A 25,025-nucleotide genomic window follows, 5' to 3' on the forward strand; every position below is an offset into this window, starting at 1 on the left:
GTTAAACGTGATGTCGTCGTATGACGACGTCTCACAAGGAGAAAACATCGTGTCAGTACAAGCAGTCAATACCCAGCAGATCAGTTCGGTTGCAACGGGTGTGAGCACGCAGGCACAACAGGCTGCAAAGTCTGCGCAGCCTGCATCGGCCTCGAAGACGAGCAGCACGACATCGTCGGCACAGTCGTCGGCGCCGCAAGCTTCGTATACGGTCAAGATCAGTGCCGCAGCACAAGCCCTGCTCGCTGCGCGCGCTGAAGCAGCGGAAACCTCGGTGCAAACCGCGCAGGAAGCTGGACGCGGCGACCTGCAGGCTCAACGTCTGCTCGCGAAAGAGCAAGCCGCGAAAGCCTGAGCGCAGCATAAAGCGAGCCGAGTCATGCTCCCGCAGGTTTAGATTTCGCATCGACGTGCAATGGCTGCAATCGGAATGGCCATCGCACTGAGATAGAGGGAGTGGCCCAAGGCTGCAACTAAATAAAACCACCTGCCCCGTTTGAAAGGCAGGTGGTTGGCACAGCGCCAAGTCAATAAGAAAACGTAAGCGCGACGGTAAAGCGCGACTGCGGCTTTACCGTTCGAACTCCGTTCCGCGCACCGCTTCGCGCAGATAGTCGACGAAGGACGCAATCCGCGTGGAAATCGCGGTGTTCCGATAATAGACCGCGTTGATTGGCTGCCGCACATCCTGCGTCTGGCGGGCAAAAAGCGGCACAAGCGCGCCATCGCGGCGATCGCGCACCGTCATGAAGTCGGACAGGCAGACGATGCCCGCGCCCGCCAGCGCAAGCTGACGCAACGTCTCTCCACTCGATGACCAGATAGCCGGGGCGATGCGATACGACTCGTTGTCCGGCCCCGCTATCGGCCAGACGTTGAGCGCCTCAGGCTGATTGAATCCGAGCAGCGTGTGTTTCGAAAGGTCTTCCACGCGTTTCGGATGACCATGGGCTTCCAGATACGCGGGGCTCGCGAGAATACGCAGGCGGCTGCGGCCTATCGGCTTGCCATGCAACGTGGAGTCTTTCAGCCTGCCGATCCGCACGGCGACATCGGTACGACGCTCCAGCAGATCGATGATCCCTTCGTTGCTGTTGAGCTCCAGCTCGACTTGCGGAAAGCGCTCGCGGTAGCCCTGCACGAGCGGCACGATCACATGCAGCATAAAGGGCGTGGCGGCATCCACGCGCAGCCGCCCGGATGGCCGCTCGCGACGTGCCGCCATCTGCTCCTCCGCGCCTTCCACCGATGCGATGATCGCGCGCGCGTCGCCAAGGAACGCGCGCCCTTCCTCGGTCAACTCCAGACGGCGTGTCGTCCGGCGCAGCAGCGTGGTCTTGAGCTTGTCCTCCAGCCTTCCCAAGGTGCGGCTCGTCGCGGAGATAGTCAGACCGAGTTGCTGCGCGGCTGCCGTGATGGAGCCGGTATCGACAACGCTCACAAACGCCTGCAGCTCATCCAGTGTGATTTTCATTTTTGATTTCAAATCAAAACAATTTCCTTTATAAGCGACTTTTTCGGCAAAAGTAAAGGGCGCACACTCCGTCCCGTCTTCATCGAAGCCAGGACAGCACGTCATGCCCCTCGCCCTCCTCGCGCTCACCATCAGCGCTTTTGCCATCGGCACGACCGAGTTCGTCATCGTGGGTCTGATACCGACGATTTCGTCCGATCTCGGCGTCAGCCTGCCCTCTGCCGGTCTGCTCGTGAGCCTCTATGCGCTCAGCGTGGCGGTCGCCGCACCCGTGCTCACCGCGCTGACCGGGCGCGTGCCGCGCAAGCTGCTGCTCGCGGGACTGATGGCGCTCTTCACCGTCGGCAATCTCGTCGCGTGGCGCGCGCCGAGTTACGAGTCGTTGATCGTGGCCCGCATCCTGACCGGCCTCGCACATGGCGTCTTTTTCTCCGTGGGCTCGGTCATCGCCACGACGCTCGTTCCGCGCGACAAAGCGGCTAGCGCAATCGCAACCATGTTCAGCGGCATGACGGTCGCCTTCGTCGCCGGTATTCCGCTTGGCACCTTGATCGGTCAGCACTTCGGCTGGCGCGCCACGTTTTTTATCGTCGCCTGCTTTGGCTTGATCGCGTTTGCCGGCGCCGTGGCCTTCGTTCCGCGTCAACTCGCGCATACGCGTCCCGCAGGACTGCTCCAGCAGTTCCGTGTGCTCGGCGAGCCGCGTCTCGCGCTGGTTTATGCCATGACTGCGGTGGGTTACGGCGGCTCGCTCATCGCCTTCACGTTCATGGCGCCGTTGCTCGAACAGATTGCGGGTTTTGCGCCCTCCGAAGTCAGCATCGTGCTGGTCGCCTATGGCGTGTCCGTCGCGGTCGGCAACATGTGGGGCGGCAAACTCGCCGACCGTGCGGGCCCGGTGCGGGCGCTCAAACTCATCTTCCTGCTGCTCGCCGCCGTGCTGTTCGCCCTGACGTTCACGGTACATAACCGGTGGCTCGCTGTGATCACCATGCTCTGCTGGGGCGCAGTCGCGTTCGGCAACGTGCCCGCGCTGCAGGTGTACGTCGTCAAGCAGGCGCGTCATTTCGCACCCGAGGCCGCCGACGTCGCATCGGGCTTCAACATCGCCGCATTCAATCTCGGCGTGGCGGGCGGTTCGTCGCTCGGCGGGCTGATCGTTGCGCACATCGGCATCGGCCATACGCCGTGGATCGCCGCGGTCGTGACGCTCGGCGCATTCGCGCTCACCGCGCTGAGCGGCCGTCTCGACCGGCGCGAAGGTCTGCCCGAGCGCACGGCCGAAATCGTGGAAGTCGCTCAGTGAACCCCGCACAGTCAACCTTTTCCCCGTTAGCAGGAGATCGCCAGCATGAACGCATCGAACCACCCTACCCGGCAACGCCCGCCGTTCGCAGGCAAGTCCTTCGAAGTGCGCTACGACGGCCTCACGGCGATCAACGCCTATGCCGAGGACGGCATCCACATGCGCTACGAGATCACCGAAGGCGATTTCACGGGCGCAAAGGGCGAAGTCGCCTATACGTGGCAGCACGTCGGCGGCGAGATCTACGCGATCTCGTGGCAGGAAGCCAACCGGGCGACCGTCGTGCATATCGACGACTTCGCGGCCGGCACGTCGCGATCGTTCTTCACCGCGCCGTCGCTCGACTTCTACCGGCTCGAAGGCACTCTGCGTGCAGTCTGAGCATCAAGCCCTGAAAGCGATTCGATCATGTCCGCTTCACTCGAAAAACCGGTCGAGGCGTTCAGCGAAATCGCCACTGAAGTCCCTCCCCTTTTCCATCGAGACATGACGGAGAAAACGGCATGAACGCGGCGCAACTATCGAAGCCGGATCAGTCGGGTCAACCCGGCAGCGCATGGCTTTCGTTGCTGGCACTCGCCATGGGCGCATTCAGCATCGGCACCACCGAGTTTTCGCCCATGGGGCTGCTGCCGGTCATCGCCCAGGGCGTGCATGTTTCCATCCCGACGGCCGGCATGCTGATTACGGCCTACGCCATTGGCGTCATGATCGGCGCGCCGCTGATGACGCTCGCCTTTTCGGGCTGGTCGCGCAGAACATCGCTCATCGCGCTGATGAGCATCTTCACCATTGGCAATCTGCTCTCGGCAATGTCGCCGAACTACACGACGCTGCTGCTCGCGCGCCTCGTCACGAGCCTCAATCACGGCGCGTTCTTCGGGCTCGGCTCGCTTGTCGCGGCGAGCGTCGTGCCCCGTCACAAGCAGGCGAGCGCGGTCGCCACCATGTTCATGGGCCTGACGATCGCCAACATAGGCGGTGTGCCCGCCGCGACGTGGCTCGGCCAGACGATCGGCTGGCGCATGTCGTTCGCCGCGACCGCGGCGCTTGGGGTGCTCACGATGCTGATTCTGCGCGTCGCGCTCCCGAAGGGCGAACCGGGCAAGGTTCCGCACGTGCGCGGCGAGTTGACGGTACTCACGCGCCCTGTGGTGTTGATGGCAATGGCCACGACCGTGCTCGGCGCTGGCGCGATGTTCACGCTCTACACGTATATCGCACCGACCCTCGAACACATCGCGGGTGCATCACCCGCTTTCGTGACCGCCATGCTCGTGCTCGTGGGCGTGGGCTTTTCGATCGGCAACGTCGCGGGCGGCCGGCTCGCGGACCGCTCGCTCAACGGCAGCCTGATCGTCTTCCTGATCCTGCTCGTCGCCATCATGCTCGCCTTCCCGCTGCTGGCAAGGACGCATCCAGGTACCGCAATCGCCGTCGTGGTTTGGGGCATCGCCACATTCGCCGTTGTGCCGCCCTTGCAGATGCGCGTCATGCGTGCTGCCGCCGAAGCGCCAGGGCTCGCGTCTTCGGTCAACGTGGGCGCGTTCAATCTCGGCAATGCGGTGGGCGCGGCATCCGGCGGCGCCGCGATTTCCGCGGGCTTGAGTTATGCCGCGGTGCCCATCGTCGGCGCGCTGATCGCCGCATCGGGCCTCGCGCTGGTGTTCCTGCAGATCGCCCTGCAGCGCCGGTATCCGCAACACAGTTCGGCACGCGACCTTTCGTCGACCAATATTTGATTTTTATTCAATTGTATTTAGCGTTTATCGGTCTTTTTCGCATAGATCCGATTCAGCACAATTCCTCCATCGACATCTCCTTTCCTTCCCTGCCCCGGAGAACCTCATGAGCAATATCCCCGCATTCGGCCTCGGCACGTTCCGTCTGCAAGGCCAGGTTGTCATCGATTCGGTGCGCAACGGTCTCGAAGCTGGCTACCGCGCCATCGACACCGCGCAGATTTACGGCAACGAAGCCGAAGTCGGCGAGGCGATCGCCGCATCCGGCATCGCACGCGAGGAACTCTTCCTCACGACCAAAATCTGGGTCGACAACTACGCGCGTGAAAAGCTGGTGCCGAGCCTCAAGGAAAGCCTGAAAAAGCTGCGCACCGACGAAGTGGACCTCACGCTCATTCACTGGCCCGCACCGAACAACGGCGTCTCGCTTGAAGAGTTCATGAGTGCGCTCGCCGAGGCGAAGTCGCAAGGCCTCACGAAGCAAATCGGCGTGTCCAACTTCAATATCGAACTGACGAAGCAAGCCATTGCGGTGGTCGGCAAAGAGAACATCGCAACCAACCAGATCGAACTCAGCCCGTATCTGCAAAACCGCAAGCTCGTCGAATTCCTCCAGCGCGAAGGTATTCACGTCACGTCGTACATGACGCTGGCGTACGGCTTGGTGCTCGGCGATCCGGTGATCCGCGAGATCGCCGGACAGCGCAACGCCACACCGGCTCAGGTGGCACTCGCATGGGCGCTGCGCCTCGGTTATTCGGTCATTCCTTCGTCGACGAAGCGCGAAAACCTGGCCAGCAACCTGCTCGCGCAGACCCTGAAGCTGACCGACGAAGACATGGCGCGGATCGCGTCGCTCGAACGCGGTGGCCGCGAGGTGAGCCCCGACGGTCTTGCGCCGCAGTGGGACTAATCCAGCGAAATTCGCTTTGAACGTTCGCGGCAATGAAGCTGCAAACCCGCTCAAACCCGCCGCAAACCCGATCAGGAAACACAGCATGAACCGTGATCCGCTTTTCCAGCCACTCCAGCTCGGCGCGCTGACGCTGCCCAACCGCATCGTGATGCCGCCGATGACGCGCTCGCGCGCAAGCCAGCCCGGCGACGAGGCCAACGACCTGATGGCCGAATACTATGCCCAGCGCGCTGACGCCGGGCTCATCGTGAGCGAGGGTACGTATATCGCGCCGCTCGGCAAGGGTTACGCGTGGACACCCGGCATTCACACATCTGGCCAGATCGAAGGATGGCGCAAGGTCACAGATGCGGTTCATGCCAAAGGCGGCCGCATCTTCGCGCAGCTCTGGCACGTTGGCCGGTTGAGCCATACGAGCCTGCTGGGCGGCCAGCAACCGGTATCGTCTTCGCCGCTTCAGGCCGAAGGCGTGAAGGTGTTCATCGCCAGCGCGGAAGACAGCGTGCCGGGTTTCGTGCAGGCCTCCGAACCGCGCGCGCTCACCGTGGATGAAATCGGCAAAATCGTGAACCAGTACCGCGTGGCCGCGCGCAGTGCAATCGAGGCCGGTTTTGACGGCGTCGAATTGCACGCTGCCAATGGCTATCTCGTCAATCAGTTCATCGATTCCGGCGCGAACACGCGCACCGACGCCTACGGCGGATCGCTCGAAAACCGTCTGCGCTTTCTCGACGAGGTTGCGCGCGCACTGGTCGACGGCACGGGCGACGCGCGCCGCGTCGGCATCCGGCTCGCGCCGCTCACCACGCTCAACGGCTGCGAAGATGCCGATCCGGAAACGACCTATCTCGCGGCAGCGAGCTTGCTCGGCAACATCGGCGTGGCCTACATTCATATCGCGGAAGCCGACTGGGACGACGCCCCGCATATGGCGCCCGACTTCAAGCGCAAGCTGCGCGCGGCCTATCCCGGCGTGCTGATCTATGCGGGCAGATATACCGGCGAACGCGCGCGCGAAGCTATCGAAGCAGGCTGGGCCGATCTCATCGCTTTCGGCCGCCCGTTCGTCGCCAATCCGGATCTGGTGCAGCGTCTGCGCGTTGGCGCGCCGCTCGCGCAACATCATCGCGAGACGCTGTTCGGCGGCGGCGCGAAGGGGCTCACGGATTACCCGGCGCTTGAAAGCGCTGCGGCCTGAGGGGCGCGCATCCGCATCAGATCTACGTAAAGCGCGACGCGTGAGGATTAATCGGACTCCCGCACGTCGCGCCGCACCGCCTGCGGCGGCCGACCAAATCCACGCAGAAAGGCTTCACGCATGTGGCGGCGATCGCGAAAGCCGGTTTCCGTTGCGATCACATCGAGTGGATGCCGGCTTTGTTCGATCATCAGACGTGCCGCTTCAAGCCGTAGCCCTTCTATCGCCTTGGCGGGCGATTTGCCCGTTTCAAGCGTGAATACCCGGCTGAACTGGCGCGGACTCAGGTGCACCGCCTCCGCCAGTTCCTCGACGCTCAGCGCCCGGTTCAGGTTCTTGCGCGCATAGTTCAACGCGTCCTGGATACGGTCCGATTTCGGCGCAAGATCCAGCATTTCAGAGTGCTGCGACTGCCCGCCCGAGCGCCGCTGATTCATGACGAGCTTGTGCGCCACCGAGCGCGCCGCTTCAGCGCCGAGATCCTTCTCCACCATCGCCAGTGCGAGGTCGAGGCCCGCGGTCATCCCGGCGGAAGTCCAGATCGGGCCGTCCACAATGTAGATGCGGTCGTCTTCCACGCGAATGTCCGGAAAGCGTTTCTGCAAATCTCGCGCGAAAGCCCAATGCGTGGTGGCACGCCGTTGCGCGAGCAACCCGGCTTCGGCCAGCACGAACCCGCCCGTGCAGATGCCCGCGATGCGGCGGCTGCGTCCAGCCGCCTTGCGCAGAAACGCGAGCACGTCCGCAGGTGCAGGCGACGTAAGCGGATCGTTGACGCCCGCCACCATCCACGTGTCGGCCGCAACGCGCGTTCGCAACGGCCGCGTGCCCACGGTCATGCCAAGCGACGAACGCACGTCGCCGCCTTCGGCCGAAAAATTATCGAGCTTGTAGAAGGGCTCGCCCGCGACCATGTTCGCGCACTCGAAAACGGTCTGGGTCGCGAGCGCCATGATCTGGAAGCCGTCGCTTAAAAGAAAGCCGATGCGGTGCACGTCCGCCTCCCGTGGAGGAATGACCTAAATCATGACCATATACGTCATTTCAGCCACCGTCAAACGAGGCCAGAATAGCTTCACGCAATCCGTGAAGACCTCTGAAAGGGAGTTACATCATGACGCAAGCTCACCAAGGTACGGCACTCATTACCGGCGCATCGTCTGGCATTGGCGCGATTTACGCGGACCGGCTGGCGCGGCGCGGCTACGACCTGATTCTCGTTGCCCGCAATCGCGCGCGCCTCGCCGCCCTCGCGCGCCGCATCACCGACGAAACGCACCAGAACGTCGAGATCGTCGAAGCCGATCTGACCGACCGGAACGCCGTCCTCGCCGTTGAAGCAACCTTGAAGCGTGACGCGAGCATCACGCTGCTGGTCAACAACGCCGGTGTCGGCACGCACCGTCCGCTGCTCGAAAGCGACGTCGATGCGATGAGCCAGATGATCGACCTGAACGTCGCAGCGCTCATGCGTCTCACCTATGCAGCGGTTCCGGGATTCGTCGCGCGCGGCAAGGGTGCCGTCATCAACATCTCGTCGATTGTCGGGATCGCGCCGGAGATTCTCAACGGCGTTTATGGCGGCAGCAAGGCGTTCGTTTTGGCCTTCAGCCAGTCGCTGCATCACGAACTCGCCGACAAGGGCGTTCAGATCCAGGCCGTCCTGCCCGGCGCAACGGCGACCGATTTCTGGCAAACCGGCGGCCTGCCGCTCGAACATCTGCCGCAGGAAATCGTCATGCCGGCTGAAGCCATGGTCGACGCCGCGCTGACCGGCTTCGATCGCGGCGAGGTGGTGACGATCCCGTCGCTGCATGCCGTGGAGGAATGGGAAGCTTACGAGGCCGCGCGCCGGAACATGTCGGGGCACCTGTCGAGCAATGTGCCCGCGCCGCGCTACGCCGTTACCGCACAAGAAGGCTAATCGGAAACCGGCGCTCCACCGACTGCGGATCGTACGATATCCGGAGAAAAAACTGCCGCCGCATGCCGCCACATGAATGGGCGGCATGCGTCGCGCTTTTACGCGCTCAGTGGCTGATCTCTTCGAGTGCGAGGCCGCGAGTATTCGGTCCGAGCAGCGTCATCACGATCCCGACGACCATCGCCATCCCGATGAAAACCGCCACGCCCGGCACGCCATAGTGATGCAACAGGATGCCGATTGCGAGGCCAGCGAACGCCGCCGCAATCCGGCTCCACGAATACACGAAGCCGACTGCGCGAGCACGCACGCGGGTGGGATAAAGCTCGGCCTGGTAGCCGTGGTAGGCGTAAGACATCACGTTCGCCGCCAGCGTGAAGATCACGCCGAGCACGATCAGAACCGAAGGCTCCGAGGCCTGCGAGAAGAGCGCGATCACGACCGCCATGATCGCGAGGCCGCCGACGATCTGCGTCTTGCGTTCGACCTTGTCCGCGAACCATACGCCAAGCAGCGGCCCGAACGGGTTGGCGATTGCAATCACGAACGCGTAGCCAAGGCTCTCCGTCACGTGCACGCCGCGGCTGATCAGCAGTGTCGGCACCCACGCCGCGAATCCGTAAAAGCCGATCACCTGCGCCATGTTGAAGATCGAGAGGAGAACCGTGCGCCGCAGATAGGGCGGACGCAGCACTTCGATGAGCGAGCCATGGCCGCCCTTCTCGACCTTGACGGGCCCGGGCGGCGGCAGCGTGATCCTTTTTTCGGCGGCGACACGGCGCTCGATCTCCGCGACGATGCGCTCCGCTTCTTCGACGCGACCGTGGCGCGCGAGCCAGCGCGGGCTTTCCGGAATGCTGCGGCGCAGAAACCACACGACGATCGCACCCACCGAGCCGATGAGAATCACGACGCGCCAGTAATCGAGGCCGATTGGGTGCGTGTTCTTCAAAATGAACGCGAGAAACGCCACCACGGGCACCACGCTGAACGTAATGAGCTGGTTGACCGCATAGGCTCGCCCGCGCTCGGCATTCGGGATCAACTCGCAGATATACGTGTCGATCGTGACGAGTTCGATGCCAATACCGATACCGGCCACGAAGCGCCAGATATTCAGCGCTTGCCCGGTCGTCTGGAACGCCATGATGGCCGTGCACGCGATGTACCAGATCAGCGACCACGTAAAGATGATGCGGCGCCCGAAGCGGTCCGCCACCTGGCCGAACACGAGCGCGCCGACCCACAGCCCGGCGAACGTCGAAAACACGAAGGTGCCGAAACCAGCCACCTTGAGCGGCCCGAGCGCCGAGAAGAAGCCGAGCGATTCGGGCGTGAAGAGCCCCGAATGCACCATGCCCGGCGCGACATAGCCCGTGAAGAACAGATCGTAGAACTCGAACACGCCGCCGAGCGAGAGCAGGATCACCATCGACCAGACGGTGCGCGACGGCGGCAGCCGGTCGAAGCGGGCGGCGATTTCCGCGGATTTTTCAATGGACATCGTGATGCCTCATTACATGTTGTGAGATATGAATGCGATGGATGACCGATGCGGCGCGCGCTCGCAAGGCAACGCGGATCGCCACGCGCCGTATCGGCAGGCACTGAAACGCGACACAGCATGCAGCTTATCGGAGCCAATACGGCGAGGCACTTCGTTTAAACCCAGATAAGCGAATGCTTGCCGCAGGATCGAGCGGGCGCTGCCCGCTTCGGCTTTTAACCGTGTGAGGTCGTGCCGTTATTTACGCTATGCACGCTTGCGGCGGAATGCGGCGGCTGAGCGCCAGAGGTGGTTTGCATGATGTCGTCTCCTGATTGATGTTCGATGTTTTTTTATAAAAAAAGCACGTCAGCCCTGCGGGCGAGAAGCGGCTTCGCGCTCGATGGCCCGCGCGAGGATTGCGTCGAAATCGGCGGGCCGGGGATGCAGATCGAGCCGCCGCCCCGCCTTTGCGATCTGGCCGGGCGTGTCATGCCCGATCAGCGCGGGCAGGCGCTTCGATGCTTCGAGAAGCGCGCCCAGATCGACGCCCGTGTCGTAGCCCATGAGTTCGAGTGCGTGCACGATTTCTTCGCTACAGACGTTACCGCTCGCGCCCGGTGCATAGGGGCAGCCGCCGATGCCGCCGAGCGACGCGTCGAAACGGGTTGCGCCCGCATCGATCGCTGCGAGCACATTCGCGAGTCCCATGCCGCGCGTATTGTGGAAATGCAGCGTGAATTCGGTTTCCGGCCAGCGCGCGATGCACTGCGCCGTGAGTCTTTCGACCTGCTGCGGATACGCCATCCCGGTTGTGTCGCACAGCGTCACGCCGTGCGCGCCCGCTTCCTCGATAAAACGTTGCACCCACACCAAAACCTCGGCGTCTGGAACGTCGCCTTCCATCGGGCATCCGAAGGCGCACGAGAGCGAGATGTTGACCGCAATCCCCGCATCGCGCGCGAGCGCGGCAACCTGTTTTAAACCCCGGAAAGACTGTTCGCGCGTCATGCGCAGATTGGCTACGTTGTGGCTCACGGTGGCCGACATCACGAGGTTCAACTCGTCCGCGCGTGCCTCGATCGCGCGTTCGGCGCCGCGCACGTTGGGCACGAGCGCCGTATAGACGACGCCGGGCACGCGCTCGATCTCGCCGAGCACGACTTCTGCATCGCGCAAGGCCGGAATCGCCTGCGGCGAGACAAACGCCGTCACTTCGATCTTCGAGACCCCGGTATGCGACAGCGCGTTGATCAACGCGATCTTTTCGTCCGTCGCGACGAAGGTCTTTTCTGCCTGAAAGCCGTCACGCGTGCCGACTTCCTGCATATGGACACGCCGCTGTTCACCGTTCCAGATCGTCATGCGATAGCTCCCTTCGCGCGCAGTTCGGCAATCTGGCTGTCCGCCAGCCCCATCTCGCGCAAGATCGCGTCCGTATCGTCGCCGAGCTTCGGCGCCGACGTGCGCACGGAACCAGGTGTGCCCGCAAGCTTCGGCACGATGCCCGGCACGTCGATGTCGTAGCCGTCGCGCGTGGTCTGCCTCAGGATCATGTCCCGCGCGCGGAAATGCGGGTCCTCGGCGATATCGCGGGCCGTGTAGCACTTGCCCGTCGGCACGCGCGCGGCGCTGAGCGCGGCGAGCACGTCCGCGCTCGAACGCGGTGCGGTCCAGGCTTCGATGGCGCGGTCCAGTTCGTCGACGCGCGCCACACGACCGGCGTTGTTGGCGAGCGTGGGATCGTCGGCGAGATCGCTGCGGCCGATCGCCGTCATCAGCCGCTTGAAGATGCTGTCGCCGTTGCCCGCGATGAGCACAAAGCCGTCGGCGCAGCGATACGCGTTGGACGGTGCAATGCCGGGCAGCGCGCTACCGGCGGCTTCGCGCACCGCGCCGAACGCGCTGTACTCCGGAATCAGGCTTTCCATCACGTTGAAGACGGCCTCGTGCAACGCAACGTCGATGACCTGCCCCTGGCCGTCATTCGCATCGCGGTGATAGAGCGCGGTCAGCACGCCGATCACACCATGCAGTGCGGCAAGCGTATCGCCGATGGAAATGCCGCAGCGCACCGGCACGCGCCCTGGCTCGCCGGTCAGATGACGCAGCCCGCCCATCGCCTCGCCAATCGAGCCGAAGCCCGGCAGATCGCGATACGGCCCGGTCTGACCGTACCCGGAGATGCGCAGCATGATGAGCCCGGGGTTCAGCGCGGCCAGTTGCTCGTAACCCATGCCCCAGCCTTCGAGCGTGCCGGGACGGAAGTTCTCGATGAGCACGTCTGCTTCGGCAATCAGCTTGCGCGCAATGTCCTGCCCTTGCGCTTCGCGCAGATCGAGCGCCAGCGAACGCTTGTTGCGCGACTGCACCTGCCACCAGACGGAGGTGCCTTCCTTCATCAGACGCCAGTTGCGCAGCGGGTCGCCCGCGCCGGGCGGCTCGATCTTGATGACCTCGGCGCCGAATTCGCCGAGCGTCTTGCCCGCGAACGGGCCCGCGATCAACTGCCCCATTTCGATCACACGCACGCCCTTGAGCGCGGAAGGCGTTGCCGCAAAGGAAGGCTGGCCGCTCATGGGGAGAACTCCTCGATGTAGGGCGAAAGACGGAGAAGACTGCAGACCGCATCCTTGAGCCCCGTCCGGAAAAAATCGAGGGAGAGTTTCGGTTGGTGTGGATGCATTCTCCACGCACGGTCACGCACACGGAATGCAACAGTGCGGAATCGAGCTTTCGCGAAATGCGAAAGCTCGACAGAACCCAGGGTAAATCAGGATGTCGTGAGCGTAGCTTGCGCGTCGCCCGTCAAATGCCTGACGAGCAACCGCGCGGACTTCGGCAGCGCACTGAGGTCGCGCGCGCAGATCAGCAGCTCGCGCACGGCCCAGTCTTCCGTGAGGCTGATCTTGCGCAGGCCCATCGAGCGAAGGTGCGGGCGCACGGCGGCATCGGGCAGCACGGCGATGCCGAGTCCGGCAGCCACCATCAGGCACATCGCATCGAAGCTGCGCACCTGGATGCGCAGCTTGAGCTGACTGCCCGTGAACGCGGTGGCGGCGTGAAGGCGCCGTGCGAGCGAGGTGGTGCGGGAGAGGCTGACGAAGTCGAATTCCAGCGCGTCGACGAAAGAAACCGAATCGCGCTGCGTCAACGGATGGCCAGTGGGAACAACGAGAACCAGCCGGTCGCGCCGGTATGGCAGGGTTTGAAGGCCGAACGTCGGCATCTGGTCGGCCATGATGCCGAAATCCGCCGCGCCATCCACCACGGCCAAGGCGACCTGTTCGCTGTTTTGCTCTTCGAGTTCGATCCGTATTTCCGGCCGCGCGGCGTTGAACGCGGCAATGTCCTTCGGCAAAAACTGCGTCACGGCCGACGTGTTCGCCCAGAGCCGCACCACGCCCACGACGCCCGCCGCATATTCGGACATGTCGGCCGTCATCACGTCGACGTCGTTCAGGATGCGCTGCGCGTGGCGCATGAGCGCCTCACCGGCTGCGGTCAGCGTAATGCCACGGGAATGGCGATCGAATAACGCGGTGCCGATCGCCGTTTCGAGATCCGCGATGCGCCTGCTTGCCGCGCCGACGGCCAGGTGTGCAAGCTCGGCGCCCTTGCTGATACTGCCGCAGCGAACGACGAGCGCGAAAAGCGAAAGCGAAACGAGATCGAGACGATGGAGGTTCATGCCGTGGAGACTCCGGCTGCAGTCATGGCGCCATTATGTGCAAAGACTGGACGGCAAGTCATCGGCCTTCTGCAAGCTTGCGCTTCTATCTCAGCTTTTCACGCACGTCTCACCCTCGGTTCGGCCGATCATCTGCAGTTCGCGGACAATTCGTTCGACAAGGTCTATTCGATCAACTGTATTTACTTCTGGCCCGCGCCCGCACGTGGATTGAGCGAGTTATATCGTGTCGTCAAGCGCGGCGGCCTGGTAGCCATCACGGTGCGTGACAAGGAGCGGCCGCCCTACGACGCATTCAGGCCCGAGAAGCTGACGAATAGCTTGATTGAAGCGGGTTTCTCGTCCGTTGCGATCAACCGCAACGACGTTCCTTCGCATCCGCTCATTTGTGCCGTTGGCACGACGTGATATTTCCGGCCGTCGATTCTGGTAATGCGCGAGGCGTCCGGTACTTCGCCAATATCATCAGCCTGGAGAGCCTCAAAGATCGTCCATCCAGCCCCAGATAGTCCCGACGCCTTTAGCAGCGAAAAAGCCTGCAAAAAGCGGCGCGCCCGTTGCGACGATGAGCGGCCCCGAAGCCACGACGACTGCCACGGCGACTGCGGCAAGCGCTCCCGCGACATTCTGCATCATCCGCTTCGCGTCCATATCGCTGTAACCCGTGCATACGAGAGGAAGATCGTCTGGTTCCAAAGGCGGTTTGAGTGACATGTCTTTTGGTCCGTAAAGCATGATCAAGATGATAGTTTTTTCGGCATTCTTCCCTGGAAACGCCGTTTGCGCAGCGGTTTGCGCACGTAAATATTGACGTTCATCATGGCGGCATGCATCTAAATGAGGATATGTGGCCCATCTCGCCACACAAATTACATATTCCTTCCCGACGGTATGGTCATAAACGCACCGTGATGCGCTTCGATCCCGCTTTCCGGCTGAAATGCGGCCAAATATTGCCCGCGATCTTTCACGCCACGGCGAATCGGGCATGACCGGCGTCAATTGCGTTCGCAACGACACCATCGGGATCAACCTGTGGCTTGAGGCGTCTCCCGGGTAACGGGCACGACGGGCGTCGCGCCCGCGCACGTCGATTAGCCCGCCTCGGGTCCGATCCGCGCCACCATGCGCGCGTAATCGGCGGGCGTATCCATATCCGCGCAGAAGCGGTCATCGGACGCTTCATGGATAGAGACTTTGTCGCCATGTTCGGCGATCAGCTTGCGGCAACCGGGATTCAAAGCGCCGCTCACGATCTCCGCTGCATAGCTCGCCGCGAAAATAACCGGATTACCGCGCGTGCCCCTGAACATCGGCACCAGGATCGAGCCGTACGGCAGCAAGGCAAAGGCCTTGACCAGATCCCGATAATCGGCGGTCTCGATCAGCACCTGGTCGGCAAGGCAGATCATCACCGCATCGCACGGTTTCTGCAGCGCGCCCACGCCAGTCGCCACCGAAGTCATCTGCCCTTCGCAGTAGTGCGCGTTGTTCTGGAAGCGCACATCGAGGCCGTCCAGCGCCTCGCATACGGCGGGCGCGTTGAATCCGGTCACCACCACGACTTCCTGAGGTTGTGCGGCGACGATAGCGCGAACGACGCGCCGCACAGCCGGCTCGCCACCCAGTGGCAGCAACAGCTTGTGGCGGCCTTCCATACGGGAGGAAAAACCCGCGGCCAGAACGACAGCTGAAAACAATAGGCTATCCATTATTTTTATCGGCCCCGCTCATGTCGTTAATCGGAACGTTGCGACGCGGCAGCAAGGTAGCGCTCGGGCGCACGCTCGAATTCGGACTTGCAGCAGTCACAGCAGAAATACACCTTTTGACCGGCATAGTCGACCACGTGCAATGCCTTCGCGATCTCGATGCTCATGCCGCACACCGGATTGACGTAGCGCCCCGCATCGGCTCCGGTCGCACCGATTGCCTCGCACGGCGGCAGCGGCGGCACGGCTTCCGTGGCGACCTCGCCTTGGCGCGCGAGCGCCGCGGCTTGCGCCAGTTCGTGCCGCAACGCGACGAGCCCGGCCACCGCGCCAAGCGCAATCTCCTGCGGCGTGTGCGCGTGAATCGCAGGCCCCGCTGGCGCATGCAGTGCGGCCAGTCTTGCGTCGTCGATGCCGCGCAGGCGCATCGTCTCGCACAGCCGCCCGGCCTTGCGGCGGCTCGCGACGAGGAGCACCGCCGCTGCGCCGCTGCGCAATGCCGCTTCGAGCGCATCCTCGTCGCCGTCGCCTTGTGTCGCGATCAGCGCGAACGACGCGCCCGCCCGGTCGAGCGCCGCGGCGTCGTAGCGCGACGCGCCCTCACGCACGATGTCGGCCGCGACACACGTGCGAAATCCCACGCGTTGCGCGAGCACGCAGGCCTCTTGAGCGGCAGGCGTCGCACCGAACACGACCACGAGCGGCGCCGGAACGGTCGGCTGGATGAACAACTCCATCGCGCCGTTGCTCGCGCACGGCATGGCGTGCGCTTCGACGTCGGGATCGTGCGCGGAGGGTTCGTTGCCGATGCGCACGCGCCTCGGCTGACCGGCGCGCATCGCCTGGCGCGCAGCCTCGATCACGATTGCCTGCGAACAACCGCCGCCGATCCATCCATGCAAAGTTCCGTTGCCTTCCACCAGCGCTTGCGCACCAACCTGCGTCGAAGTTGGCGGCGAGACGCGAATCACGGTCGCGACGGCGAACGGTGCGCCCGCAGCGATCAGTTGCTGTTCGAGCATCAGCAGGCCTTCTGTGCTCGTGACGGTTTCGGTAGTGTCGGCATTCATTGCAGCGCACCGAGAATGTGAGGAAAAACGCGTTCGAGGCTTGCAAGATCGCGCACGCCCGCGAACAGATCGAGGTGCGGCAGCGCCGCCTGCATGCCCGCGCTGACCGGCGCGAACCCCGGGCGTCCGGCGAGCGGATTGAGCCATACCAGCGAATGACAGCGCCGCCGGATTGCGGCAAGCGATTCGCCGAGCAGCGCCGGATCGCCCGCGTCATAGCCATCGCTGACGATCACGACCGCCGTGCGCGCATGCAGCAGGCGCGGCGCGTAAAGCTGGTTGAATGCGGCGAGACTCTCGCCGATGCGCGTGCCGCCAGCCCAGCCCTCGGAAATCAGATGCAGACGTTCCTGCGCGCGCTGCGGATCGGGATCGCGCAGCGCCGCGTCGACGCGGACAAGCTGCGTATGGAAGACGAAGCTGTGCACGTCGGGCAAGTGCTCGCCGAGCACACGCGCAAGCCGCAGCAGGAAGAAGCTGTAGAGACTCATCGAGCGGCTCACGTCGAGCATCAGCACGATACGTGGGCGCTGTCGCCGCTTGCGCCGCCAGCCGATGTCGATCGGCAGGCCGCCGCGCGATACGCTGCGGCGGATCGTCCAGCGCAAGTCGATGACGCGTCCTTCGTTCGCACGCTGCTCGCGGCGCGTTTCGATGCCGCGCAGGCGTAGCGCGAAGCGGCGAATCGCGGCATCGATGGCGAACAGCTCGGTGCGATCGTTCAGATGGCGGAAGTCCGCGAGCGCGAGCGAATCGGCCTGCGTGGCGCCTTCGTCAGCCGTCGCGCCCTCGCCCGGTGCGCCGCCGCGTCCCGCAAGAGAGACCGGCGTGCCCTCGCCTGCGTCGGGCGGCGTGTGCCCTGTCTCGTCGCGCGTGAGCGGCCCTGCGCCGCCCGCGCGCACTTCAGCGAAGTCATGCCGGTTCGGCGCAAGGAAGTACGCGTCGAACAGATCGTCGAAACGCCGCCAGTCCTGCGCACGCGAGCACAGCAGCGCACGCAGGTTCCAGCGCAGCAGATCGCGGTCGAACTGGCCCATGCGCCGGGCGATCTCCATTGAATCGGCAACGTCGGCGCTCGTCACGCAAAATGCGTTCGCGCGCAACCATCCCGCGAAGCCGGCATAGCGCTTGAGGAGCGCATCGGCGAGATCGGGAGCGTGCGTTTGAGCAGCGCGGTCGTGACCGCTCAACATGATGCCACCAGCTTTTCGACGACAGGCCGCGTGAGCCCGGCCTGATCCTCGCGCGTTTTCACGAGTGCGGCGAGGGAATCCATGACGCGCTCGATGCCGTCCTCATCGAGCGCGCTCACGCCAAGGCGCAGCAGCGCCGCCACCCAGTCGAGCGTCTCGGCGAGACCGGGCTTGCGGCGCAACGCCATCTGCCGCACCGCGTGAACGAATTCGACGACCTGGCGCGCGAGCGCTTCCGGCGCTTCGGGGACACGGATGCGCACGATCATCAGTTCGCGCTGAAACGACGGATAGTCGACGTATTGATAGAGACAGCGGCGGCGCAGCGCATCCGAGATTTCGCGTGTGCCGTTCGAGGTGAGGATCACGTAGGGCCGTTCGGTCGCCTGGATCACGCCGAGTTCGGGAATCGAGATCTGGAAATCCGAAAGCAACTCGAGCAAATAGGCTTCGAAGGCTTCGTCGGTACGGTCGATCTCGTCGATCAGCAACACGGGCGCGGGCGTTGTCGTGATCGCTTCGAGCAGCGGGCGCTTGAGCAAATAGCGCTCCGAGAAGATGTCCTGCTCCTTGTCGCGCAGCGGTCGCGCATCTTGCTCGAACAACTTGATCGCCAGAAGTTGATGCGCGTAATTCCACTCGTAAAGCGCTGTGTGCGCGTCGAGTCCCTCATAGCATTGCAGCCGGATCAGCGGTGCGTCGAGCAAGCGGGCAAGCGCTTTCGCCACTTCGGTTTTACCGACGCCCGCCTCGCCCTCGAGCAGCAGCGGGCGGCGCATTTCCATCGTCAGTAGCAGCGCGGCTGCGAAACTGCGCTCGGCGATGAAGCCGTGATTCGCGAGCCTCGCCTGCAGGGTGACGACATCAGGCATGCGGTCGGTCGGCGCCATGATGCGACTCAACGCCCGGGCGCCTTGTGCGAGAAACGCCCGCGCAGCCAGTCGCGAATCATCGCCCAGAAGAACGCGAACCCGTTGAGTTCGGCGGGTTGTGCGGGCGATGTCGCTTGTGCAGCCGATGCTGTCGAGGCATTCGCATCCGTCGCGCCGGATGCGGCTTGCTGCGCCTTCATCGCGTCGAGCCGCGCCGCGAAGTTCGCGACGAACTGCTTGAGCAGTTGCTCCGACACCGGTCCCATGAGTCTGCCGCCGATTGCGGCCGCCTTGCCGCTCATCGTAACCTCGCTCTTGCCCGCGAGCGTGGATGTCTCACCCTCGGGCTGCACAGCGGCCGAGAGATCCATCGTTGCCGCCGAGCTGCCGGTCGAATCCGTGCCCTTGCCAAGCAGGTGCAGGCTGCGCGTGGCGACATCGAGCGCCAGCACTTCGATGTCGCCTTTAAACGCCATCGTCGCAGGCCCGAGCTTCACCGTGATCGTGCCTTTGTAATGCGTGTCGTCAACGCGCTCGGTGATTTTCGCGCCCGGCATGCAACCCGCCACGGCTTCGATATCCTGCATCAATTGCCAGGCAAGGTCCGCACCCGCAGCAAGCGGGAAAGCCTTGTCGAGTACGACTTTCATTTACGTCCCTCCCGCGTGCCGCAAATCGCTTTAAACGGGCCGCGTCAGACCGAGTTCGCGGCATTGCTGCCACACGCGGTACGCGCTGTGCGGCATGTCCATGTGCGTGACGCCGAGATGCGCGAATGCATCGACGACAGCCGCCGTGAAACACGGAATCGAGCCCACGTGCGGCGATTCGGCGACACCTTTCGCACCGATCGGATGATGCGGTGACGGCGTCACGGTGAAGTCGGTTTCCCAATGCGGCGTTTCCATTGCCGTCGGCACGAAATAGTCGAGCAGCGTCGCGCCGAGCAGATTGCCCGATTCGTCGTAAGGCAACGCCTGGCCGAGCGCAACCGCGAAGCCCTCCGTTAATCCGCCGTGAATCTGGCCTTCGATGATCATCGGGTTGATGCGCGTGCCGCAGTCGTCGAGGGCGTAGAAACGCCGCACGCGGATCTCGCCGGTGTAGCGGTTCACGTCGAGCACGCACACGTACGCGCCAAACGGGAACGTGAAATTCGGCGGATCGTAATAGTCCACCGCTTCAAGGCCCATTTCCATCCCTTCGGGCACGTCGTTATACGCAGCCCAGGCCACCTCTTTCACCGTCTTGAACTGATCCGGCGAGCCCTTCAGGACGAAGCGGTCCAGATCGAACTCCACGTCGTCGGGACTCGCTTCGAGCAGGTGCGCCGCAATCCTGCGCGCTTTCTCGCGAATCTTGCGCGAGGCGCGGGCGACCGCCGCGCCTGCCACCGGCGTCGAACGCGAACCGTACGTGCCGAGCCCGTACGGCGCAGTAGACGTGTCGCCTTCCTCGACCGCGATCTGCGATGCCGGAATCCCGGCCTCCGAGGCGATGATCTGCGCATAGGTGGTCTGATGCCCCTGGCCCTGCGTGATCGTGCCCATGCGCGCGATGGCCGAGCCGTCCGGATGCACGCGGATCTCGCACGAGTCGAACATGCCGACGCCGAGGATGTCGCACATCTTCGACGGCCCCGCTCCGACGATCTCCGTGAAGTTCACGACACCGATGCCCATCAGCCACTCCGCGTCCGGATCGGCGCGGCGCTGCGCCTGCTCCGCGCGCAACGCGTCGTAATCGACCGCGGCGAGCACCTTCCTGAACGCGGTCTCGTAGTCGCCGGAATCGTATTCGAGGCCAAGCGGCGTGGCGTACGGAAACTGATCCTTGCGGATGAAGTTGCGCAGACGAATCTCGGCCTTGTCGATGCCGAGTTTTTGCGCGAGCACGTCGATCATCCGCTCGATCACGTACACCGCCTCCGTCACGCGAAACGAGCAGCGATAAGCAACGCCACCCGGAAACTTGTTCGTGTAGACGCCGTCGACCGAAACGAACGCATTCGGAATCGCGTACGAACCCGTGCAGACATGGAACATGCCGGCGGGCCATTTCGTCGGATCGGCGCACGCATCGAACGCGCCATGGTCGGCCACCGCATGCACGCGCAGTGCCTTGATGTGTCCATCCTTGTCGGCGGCGAGTTCACCGGTCATGTGATAGTCGCGCGCAAACGCGGTGGTGGAGAGGTTTTCGCTGCGCGACTCGATCCATTTCACGGGACGCCCGAGCACGATCGACGCGACGATCGAAGTCACGTAGCCCGGATACACGCCCACCTTGTTGCCGAAACCGCCGCCGATATCGGGCGAAATAATGCGGATTTTCGATTCCGGAATCGAAGACAAAAGCCCGACGACCGTACGCACGACGTGCGGCGCCTGCGATGTGATGTAGACCGTGAGATCGCCGCGCACCTTGTCGTACGATGCGACGCAGCCGCATGTTTCGAGCGGACAGGGATGCACGCGCGGATACAGAATGTCCTGCTTCACCGTGACGTCGGCGCTTTCGAACACGCGGTCAGTCTTGTCGCGGTCGCCCATCGTCCACGTGAAAATATGATTGGGATGTCTGCGCGCACCATGCGCGCCGGTGTTCCTGTCGCGGATATCCTCGCGGATCACGGGCGCATCGGGTTCGAGCGAGCGCATCGGATCGACAAGCGCCGGCAGCTCCTCATATTCGACTTCGACAAGCTCGGCTGCATCGGCGGCCACATAGCGGTCGTCGGCAACGACGAACGCCACCTCCTGATTCTGGAAGCAGACTTTTTCGTCAGCGAGCACGGCCTGGACATCGCCTGCAAGCGTGGGCATCCAGTGCAGCTTGAGCGGCTTCAGATCGTCGGCGCTCAGCACCGCGTGCACGCCCGGATGCGCTAGCGCGCGCGATTTGTCGATGCGCTTTACGCGCGCATGCGCATACGGACTGCGCACCATCGCGCCGAACAACATGCCCGGCATGACGATGTCGTCTACGTACGTACCCTTGCCCTGAATGAAACGCGGATCCTCGCGGCGCTTGCGCGAGCAGCCCATGCCTTCCAGCGCTGCAAGCCGGTCGAGATTGGCGTCTTGATCGCCCATGACGTTTCTCCCGGTGGTCATTGCGCGTGCACCGAATCCGCCGCGATCAGCGGATGCGAGCTTTCGACCGCTTCGCCGCGCAATTTGCGCGCCGCGTATTGCACGGCCTTCACGATGTTCTGATAACCCGTGCAGCGGCACAGGTTCCCGGCCATCCAGTAGCGAATCTCGGCTTCATCCGGATCGGAATTCTCCTGTAGCAGGCGGTACGCACGCATCAACATGCCTGGCGTGCAAAAGCCGCATTGCAGGCCGTGTTCCTGCATGAATCCCTCCTGCAGCGCATGCAATACACCGCCTTGCGCGAGCCCTTCGACCGTGCGGATATCCGCGCCTTGCGCCTGCACGGTCAACAGCGTGCACGATTTCACGGACATGCCGTTGAAATCGACCGTGCATGCCCCGCAATGCGATGTTTCGCAGCCAATGTGCGGCCCCGTGTGCCGGCATTTCTCGCGCAGCGTGTGAATGAGCAGCTCCCGCGGCTCGACGACGACATCGACTTCGCCGCCATTGAGCGTGAACGACACCATCGTCTTGCTGGCCATGTTGTGATCTCCTCGCCGCTCAGGGTCGTGTCGCGCCAGCCGCACGCTCGTATGAAGTGTTGAGCGCCCTGCGGGTCATCTCGCCTGCCATCGCGCGCTTGTAGTCGGCGTCGCCGCGCAGATCGGGCGCTGGATTGCATGCCGCCATCGCGAGCCGGGCGGCTTCGTCGAGCGCATGTGCGTCGAATGGCTTGCCGGTCATCGCCCGCTCGGCATCCACCGCACGGATCACCGTGTCGCCGACATTCGTCAGAGCAATGCGAACGTGCTCGACGTTGCCGTCCGCGACGCGCAACGTCACGGCGGCCGCGGCAGTGGCGAAGTCGCCGGTCTTGCGCTTGAGCTTCGCGTAGCAATAGCCGGTGTTGGCCACGGGAACCGGAATACGGATGCCGGTCATGATCTCCCCGGGGGACAGCAGCGTCACGTAGGCGCCGACAAAGAAACCGTCGGCAGACACCACGCGCTCGCCGTCCGCGCCTTGCAGGACGAACGAAGCATCGAGGGCGATCATCAGCGCGGGATGGTCGTTGGCGGGATCGCCGTGCGAAAGATCGCCGCCCAGCGTGCCGCGATAACGAACCTGAGGATCGGCAATCTGCCTCGCGCCCTCGACGAGCAGCGGGCAACGCGCCTGCACCAGTTCAGACCAGATCAGTTCGTTTTCGGTCGTCATTGCGCCGATCCACAGCGCGCCGTTCTCTTCGCGGATGCCTTTGAGTTCGGCAAGCCCGCCGAGATCGATCAGATGATCGGGTTGCGCGAAACGCAGCTTCATCATTGGCAACAGGCTGTGGCCGCCCGCGAGCAGTTTCGCCGTCTCGCCATGCTCGCCGAGCAATGCGAGTGCCTCGTGCAAGGTTCGAGGTGCGTGATATTCGAAGGGTCGAGGAATCACATCAGACTCCTTGTTGTTATCCGCATGAAGTCGAGGATTTCACAATGCAATGCAGCAATTCAATGTGAATTCGCGAGCGGTTGCGGGCCTTCGCCAAAGGCCGGAAAACTTGCCTGAAAAGAGGAAACGACATAAAACGGAAGCACCGCCTCCCGCACGGATGACGCCATGCACAAAGCAGCGGGCGCATCAGGGAGAATCCTGGATGAAGCCGCCCCCTCACACCCTGTCCACTCCCGACACACGCGACGCCGTGACATTCCAGCACCGGCTGGAGCAGTTCAGTCCGGGCGTGGTATGGCTCGATGCAGAAGGACGCGTCAGTGCATTTAACGACGTCGCGCTGCGGATTCTCGGCACCGTAGACGAGCAGTCGCCCGGCATGGATCGCGACACGCTGTTCGGCATGGACGTCGTGCGGTTACACCCGGCCCGAAGCCGCGCCAAACTGCGTGATCTGCTGCAGTCCGGCGACGCGAGCGGTCGCGAAGCAGATTCGCCGCTGCCCGCGGTGTTGATCGGCGTCGCCGATCACGTCCTCATGATCAAGGCGTCGCACATGTCGGGCCCGCACGGCTCGTGCGGCACCTGCATGTTCTATTACGATCTCACCGATCTCGCGACGGAACCCTCACCGGGCGTGCTCACCGGGATGACAACGCCGCCGCGGCGTCTCTTCAAGATTCCGGTATTTCGCAAGAATCGCGTGATTCTGATCGACCTGAAGAATGTCGTGCGCTTCCAGGGCGACGGCCACTACACGACGATCGTTACGCGCGACGACCGCTATTTGTCTAACCTGTCGCTTGCGGATCTGGAATTGCGTCTGGACAGCAGCGTCTACCTGCGCGTGCACCGCAGCCATATCGTGAGCTTGCCGTTCGCCGTCGAACTGGTTAAAGCCGACGAAAATCTGAATCTCGTGATGGATGACGTTGAACGAAGTGTGGTGCCGGTAAGCCGCTCCCGTGCGGTGCAGTTAAAAGAGCTGCTGGGGGTGATATGAAAGCGGCAGGGTTTAGCGGAGGTGCGCGCGATGCGTCCGCAAAACGCGCGCATGACTCGATAGATGCATCCGCACCATTCAGACCCCTATAAAGCCTGCGCCACAGAAGCAACCGGATTCCTCGGTTCGTCACGCTCGCGCGCCACTGCGAGCATCTGTCCCACCTTACTGTTTGCAACGAATGCACTTGTAATCTATGATCCAGGTTAACATGTACGCTTGATGAATGTTTTAATATGGCTTCCATCAGACCACCGGATGGGCACTTTCCTGCAACTCGATGCTTTACAAGACCGTAGATGCGCCATCGGCACGCCGACCACCGGCGTGTCTCAGGCCAAATTGACACAGGGCAGCCATGCAGCACCGGCCCTGCGGCATCTTGAAGCAGTTCCGTTTCGCGAAACCCGCCCCCAACATCCGTAACGCAGTCACTATTTTTTACGCAGTGCACCAATAAGCACTATTTTTTTCACCGGAGTCCCCATGACCGTCACCCAGCTCAACGTATTCCAGTTCGATGCCCGAGGCATTGCAAAGCGCTTCCGCCACGCTGCGATTTTTGGTGCCCTCGAATCGCTCGAGCAAGGCGACACGATGCGCTTCATCAATGACCACGATCCCCTGCCGCTGCTGAATCAGATCCAGCAGCGTTATGGCAATCAGGTGCGCATCCAGTACGTCGAGCGTGGCGCACAAGGCGTCGTCATCGATATGGTGATCGCCGTCACCGGCGAGGAAGCCGCGACGTCCAGCCAGTCGTCGTCTTCGGGCTCCGGCTGCGGTTGCGGCGCTGGCGGCGCAGGTTGCGGCAGCTAAGTCGGCAACAAAGATATTGAAAGCGCCAGATCGGCTCATCGCCAGTAGGCAGACTGACCGTATCCGGCGCCTCGT

General features: G+C 63.2%; 24 protein-coding genes and 1 pseudogene. 10 read left to right on the forward strand and 15 right to left on the reverse strand.

Features of this window, described 5'->3' with window-relative positions; translation table 11 throughout:
- The first annotated feature begins 49 nt into the window (after nucleotides 1–49).
- The gene (locus ACFPTO_RS00660; RefSeq protein ID WP_377708691.1) at nucleotides 50–355 is read left to right on the forward strand and encodes a hypothetical protein; all 306 of its coding nucleotides are present in this window, start codon (nucleotides 50–52) and stop codon (nucleotides 353–355) included.
- A gap of 216 nt (nucleotides 356–571) precedes the next feature.
- On the opposite strand, the gene ACFPTO_RS00665 is transcribed toward ACFPTO_RS00660, so the two are convergent.
- Nucleotides 572–1,474: a LysR substrate-binding domain-containing protein gene (locus ACFPTO_RS00665; protein ID WP_377708842.1), complete on the reverse strand. Its 903-nt coding sequence runs from the start codon at nucleotides 1,472–1,474 to the stop codon at nucleotides 572–574.
- Nucleotides 1,475–1,577: 103 nt separating this feature from the next.
- Between ACFPTO_RS00665 and ACFPTO_RS00670 the strand changes: the two genes are divergently transcribed.
- The 5 genes from ACFPTO_RS00670 (at nucleotide 1,578) to ACFPTO_RS00690 (ending at nucleotide 6,636) form a co-directional block, all read left to right on the forward strand.
- Entirely contained in the window at nucleotides 1,578–2,780 is a 1,203-nt protein-coding gene (locus ACFPTO_RS00670; protein WP_377708692.1) for an MFS transporter, read from the forward strand.
- Between the two features lie 45 nt (nucleotides 2,781–2,825).
- Nucleotides 2,826–3,161 (forward strand): MoaF-related domain-containing protein, encoded by a 336-nt coding sequence (locus ACFPTO_RS00675; RefSeq protein ID WP_377708693.1) that lies wholly within the window; start codon nucleotides 2,826–2,828, stop codon nucleotides 3,159–3,161.
- 122 nt (nucleotides 3,162–3,283) lie between these two features.
- Nucleotides 3,284–4,522, forward strand: coding sequence for an MFS transporter (locus tag ACFPTO_RS00680; RefSeq protein ID WP_377708694.1), 1,239 nt, complete (start codon nucleotides 3,284–3,286; stop codon nucleotides 4,520–4,522).
- A 106-nt stretch (nucleotides 4,523–4,628) separates the two neighbouring features.
- A complete protein-coding gene (gene dkgB, locus ACFPTO_RS00685; protein WP_377708695.1) occupies nucleotides 4,629–5,435 on the forward strand; it encodes a 2,5-didehydrogluconate reductase DkgB in 807 nt (268 codons plus the stop codon).
- Nucleotides 5,436–5,520: 85 nt separating this feature from the next.
- Nucleotides 5,521–6,636, forward strand: a complete 1,116-nt coding sequence (locus ACFPTO_RS00690) for an alkene reductase (protein ID WP_377708697.1) — start codon at nucleotides 5,521–5,523, stop codon at nucleotides 6,634–6,636.
- A 47-nt stretch (nucleotides 6,637–6,683) separates the two neighbouring features.
- Here the strand turns inward: ACFPTO_RS00690 and ACFPTO_RS00695 are convergent, their stop codons facing one another.
- A complete protein-coding gene (locus ACFPTO_RS00695; protein ID WP_377708698.1) occupies nucleotides 6,684–7,631 on the reverse strand; it encodes a GlxA family transcriptional regulator in 948 nt (315 codons plus the stop codon).
- Between the two features lie 119 nt (nucleotides 7,632–7,750).
- Here ACFPTO_RS00695 and ACFPTO_RS00700 point away from each other — a divergent pair, with 119 nt between their 5' ends.
- Nucleotides 7,751–8,560, forward strand: coding sequence for an SDR family NAD(P)-dependent oxidoreductase (locus tag ACFPTO_RS00700; protein ID WP_377708699.1), 810 nt, complete (start codon nucleotides 7,751–7,753; stop codon nucleotides 8,558–8,560).
- 106 nt (nucleotides 8,561–8,666) lie between these two features.
- On the opposite strand, the gene ACFPTO_RS00705 is transcribed toward ACFPTO_RS00700, so the two are convergent.
- The 4 genes from ACFPTO_RS00705 to ACFPTO_RS00720 form a co-directional block, all read right to left on the reverse strand.
- Entirely contained in the window at nucleotides 8,667–9,992 is a 1,326-nt protein-coding gene (locus tag ACFPTO_RS00705) for an MFS transporter (protein WP_377708843.1), read from the reverse strand.
- A gap of 423 nt (nucleotides 9,993–10,415) precedes the next feature.
- Nucleotides 10,416–11,411 (reverse strand): hydroxymethylglutaryl-CoA lyase, encoded by a 996-nt coding sequence (locus ACFPTO_RS00710; protein ID WP_377708701.1) that lies wholly within the window; start codon nucleotides 11,409–11,411, stop codon nucleotides 10,416–10,418.
- Nucleotides 11,408–12,625 (reverse strand): CaiB/BaiF CoA transferase family protein, encoded by a 1,218-nt coding sequence (locus ACFPTO_RS00715; RefSeq protein WP_377708703.1) that lies wholly within the window; start codon nucleotides 12,623–12,625, stop codon nucleotides 11,408–11,410. Before ACFPTO_RS00715 ends, ACFPTO_RS00710 begins: the two co-directional genes overlap by 4 nt.
- A gap of 194 nt (nucleotides 12,626–12,819) precedes the next feature.
- Entirely contained in the window at nucleotides 12,820–13,737 is a 918-nt protein-coding gene (locus ACFPTO_RS00720) for a LysR family transcriptional regulator (protein WP_377708704.1), read from the reverse strand.
- Here ACFPTO_RS00720 and ACFPTO_RS00725 point away from each other — a divergent pair.
- Nucleotides 13,726–14,145, forward strand: a complete 420-nt coding sequence (locus tag ACFPTO_RS00725) for a class I SAM-dependent methyltransferase (protein WP_377708706.1) — start codon at nucleotides 13,726–13,728, stop codon at nucleotides 14,143–14,145. The genes ACFPTO_RS00720 and ACFPTO_RS00725 overlap by 12 nt on opposite strands.
- Before the next feature lie 72 nt (nucleotides 14,146–14,217).
- Here the strand turns inward: ACFPTO_RS00725 and ACFPTO_RS00730 are convergent, their stop codons facing one another.
- The 9 genes from ACFPTO_RS00730 to ACFPTO_RS00770 all read right to left on the reverse strand — a co-directional run bounded on the left by ACFPTO_RS00730 (nucleotide 14,218) and on the right by ACFPTO_RS00770 (nucleotide 23,125).
- Nucleotides 14,218–14,727: a hypothetical protein gene (locus ACFPTO_RS00730; RefSeq protein WP_377708708.1), complete on the reverse strand. Its 510-nt coding sequence runs from the start codon at nucleotides 14,725–14,727 to the stop codon at nucleotides 14,218–14,220.
- A gap of 104 nt (nucleotides 14,728–14,831) precedes the next feature.
- Nucleotides 14,832–15,437, reverse strand: coding sequence for a nucleotidyltransferase family protein (locus ACFPTO_RS00735; RefSeq protein WP_377708709.1), 606 nt, complete (start codon nucleotides 15,435–15,437; stop codon nucleotides 14,832–14,834).
- 38 nt (nucleotides 15,438–15,475) lie between these two features.
- Nucleotides 15,476–16,519, reverse strand: coding sequence for an XdhC family protein (locus ACFPTO_RS00740; protein WP_377708711.1), 1,044 nt, complete (start codon nucleotides 16,517–16,519; stop codon nucleotides 15,476–15,478).
- Entirely contained in the window at nucleotides 16,516–17,712 is a 1,197-nt protein-coding gene (locus tag ACFPTO_RS00745) for a vWA domain-containing protein (protein ID WP_377708712.1), read from the reverse strand. The genes ACFPTO_RS00740 and ACFPTO_RS00745 overlap by 4 nt, the downstream gene beginning before the upstream one ends.
- Complete coding sequence (locus ACFPTO_RS00750) at nucleotides 17,706–18,602, reverse strand: AAA family ATPase (protein ID WP_377708714.1); 897 nt, start codon at nucleotides 18,600–18,602, stop codon at nucleotides 17,706–17,708. Before ACFPTO_RS00750 ends, ACFPTO_RS00745 begins: the two co-directional genes overlap by 7 nt.
- A gap of 8 nt (nucleotides 18,603–18,610) precedes the next feature.
- Complete coding sequence (locus tag ACFPTO_RS00755; protein WP_377708716.1) at nucleotides 18,611–19,234, reverse strand: SRPBCC family protein; 624 nt, start codon at nucleotides 19,232–19,234, stop codon at nucleotides 18,611–18,613.
- Between the two features lie 30 nt (nucleotides 19,235–19,264).
- Nucleotides 19,265–21,679 (reverse strand): aerobic carbon-monoxide dehydrogenase large subunit, encoded by a 2,415-nt coding sequence (locus tag ACFPTO_RS00760; RefSeq protein ID WP_377708718.1) that lies wholly within the window; start codon nucleotides 21,677–21,679, stop codon nucleotides 19,265–19,267.
- Nucleotides 21,680–21,696: 17 nt separating this feature from the next.
- Nucleotides 21,697–22,227, reverse strand: a complete 531-nt coding sequence (locus ACFPTO_RS00765) for a (2Fe-2S)-binding protein (protein WP_377708719.1) — start codon at nucleotides 22,225–22,227, stop codon at nucleotides 21,697–21,699.
- 19 nt (nucleotides 22,228–22,246) lie between these two features.
- Nucleotides 22,247–23,125 (reverse strand): FAD binding domain-containing protein, encoded by an 879-nt coding sequence (locus ACFPTO_RS00770; protein WP_377708720.1) that lies wholly within the window; start codon nucleotides 23,123–23,125, stop codon nucleotides 22,247–22,249.
- A 49-nt stretch (nucleotides 23,126–23,174) separates the two neighbouring features.
- Here ACFPTO_RS00770 and ACFPTO_RS00775 point away from each other — a divergent pair, with 49 nt between their 5' ends.
- Both ACFPTO_RS00775 and ACFPTO_RS00780 read left to right on the forward strand, forming a co-directional pair.
- A complete protein-coding gene (locus ACFPTO_RS00775) occupies nucleotides 23,175–24,131 on the forward strand; it encodes a LytR/AlgR family response regulator transcription factor (RefSeq protein ID WP_377708722.1) in 957 nt (318 codons plus the stop codon).
- A 486-nt stretch (nucleotides 24,132–24,617) separates the two neighbouring features.
- Nucleotides 24,618–24,854, forward strand: a pseudogene (locus tag ACFPTO_RS00780) (DUF2249 domain-containing protein); the annotation flags it as partial.
- Nucleotides 24,855–25,025 lie beyond the last annotated feature (171 nt).

The sequence above is a fragment of the Paraburkholderia denitrificans genome (assembly GCF_042655705.1).
Lineage (GTDB): Bacteria > Pseudomonadota > Gammaproteobacteria > Burkholderiales > Burkholderiaceae > Paraburkholderia > Paraburkholderia denitrificans.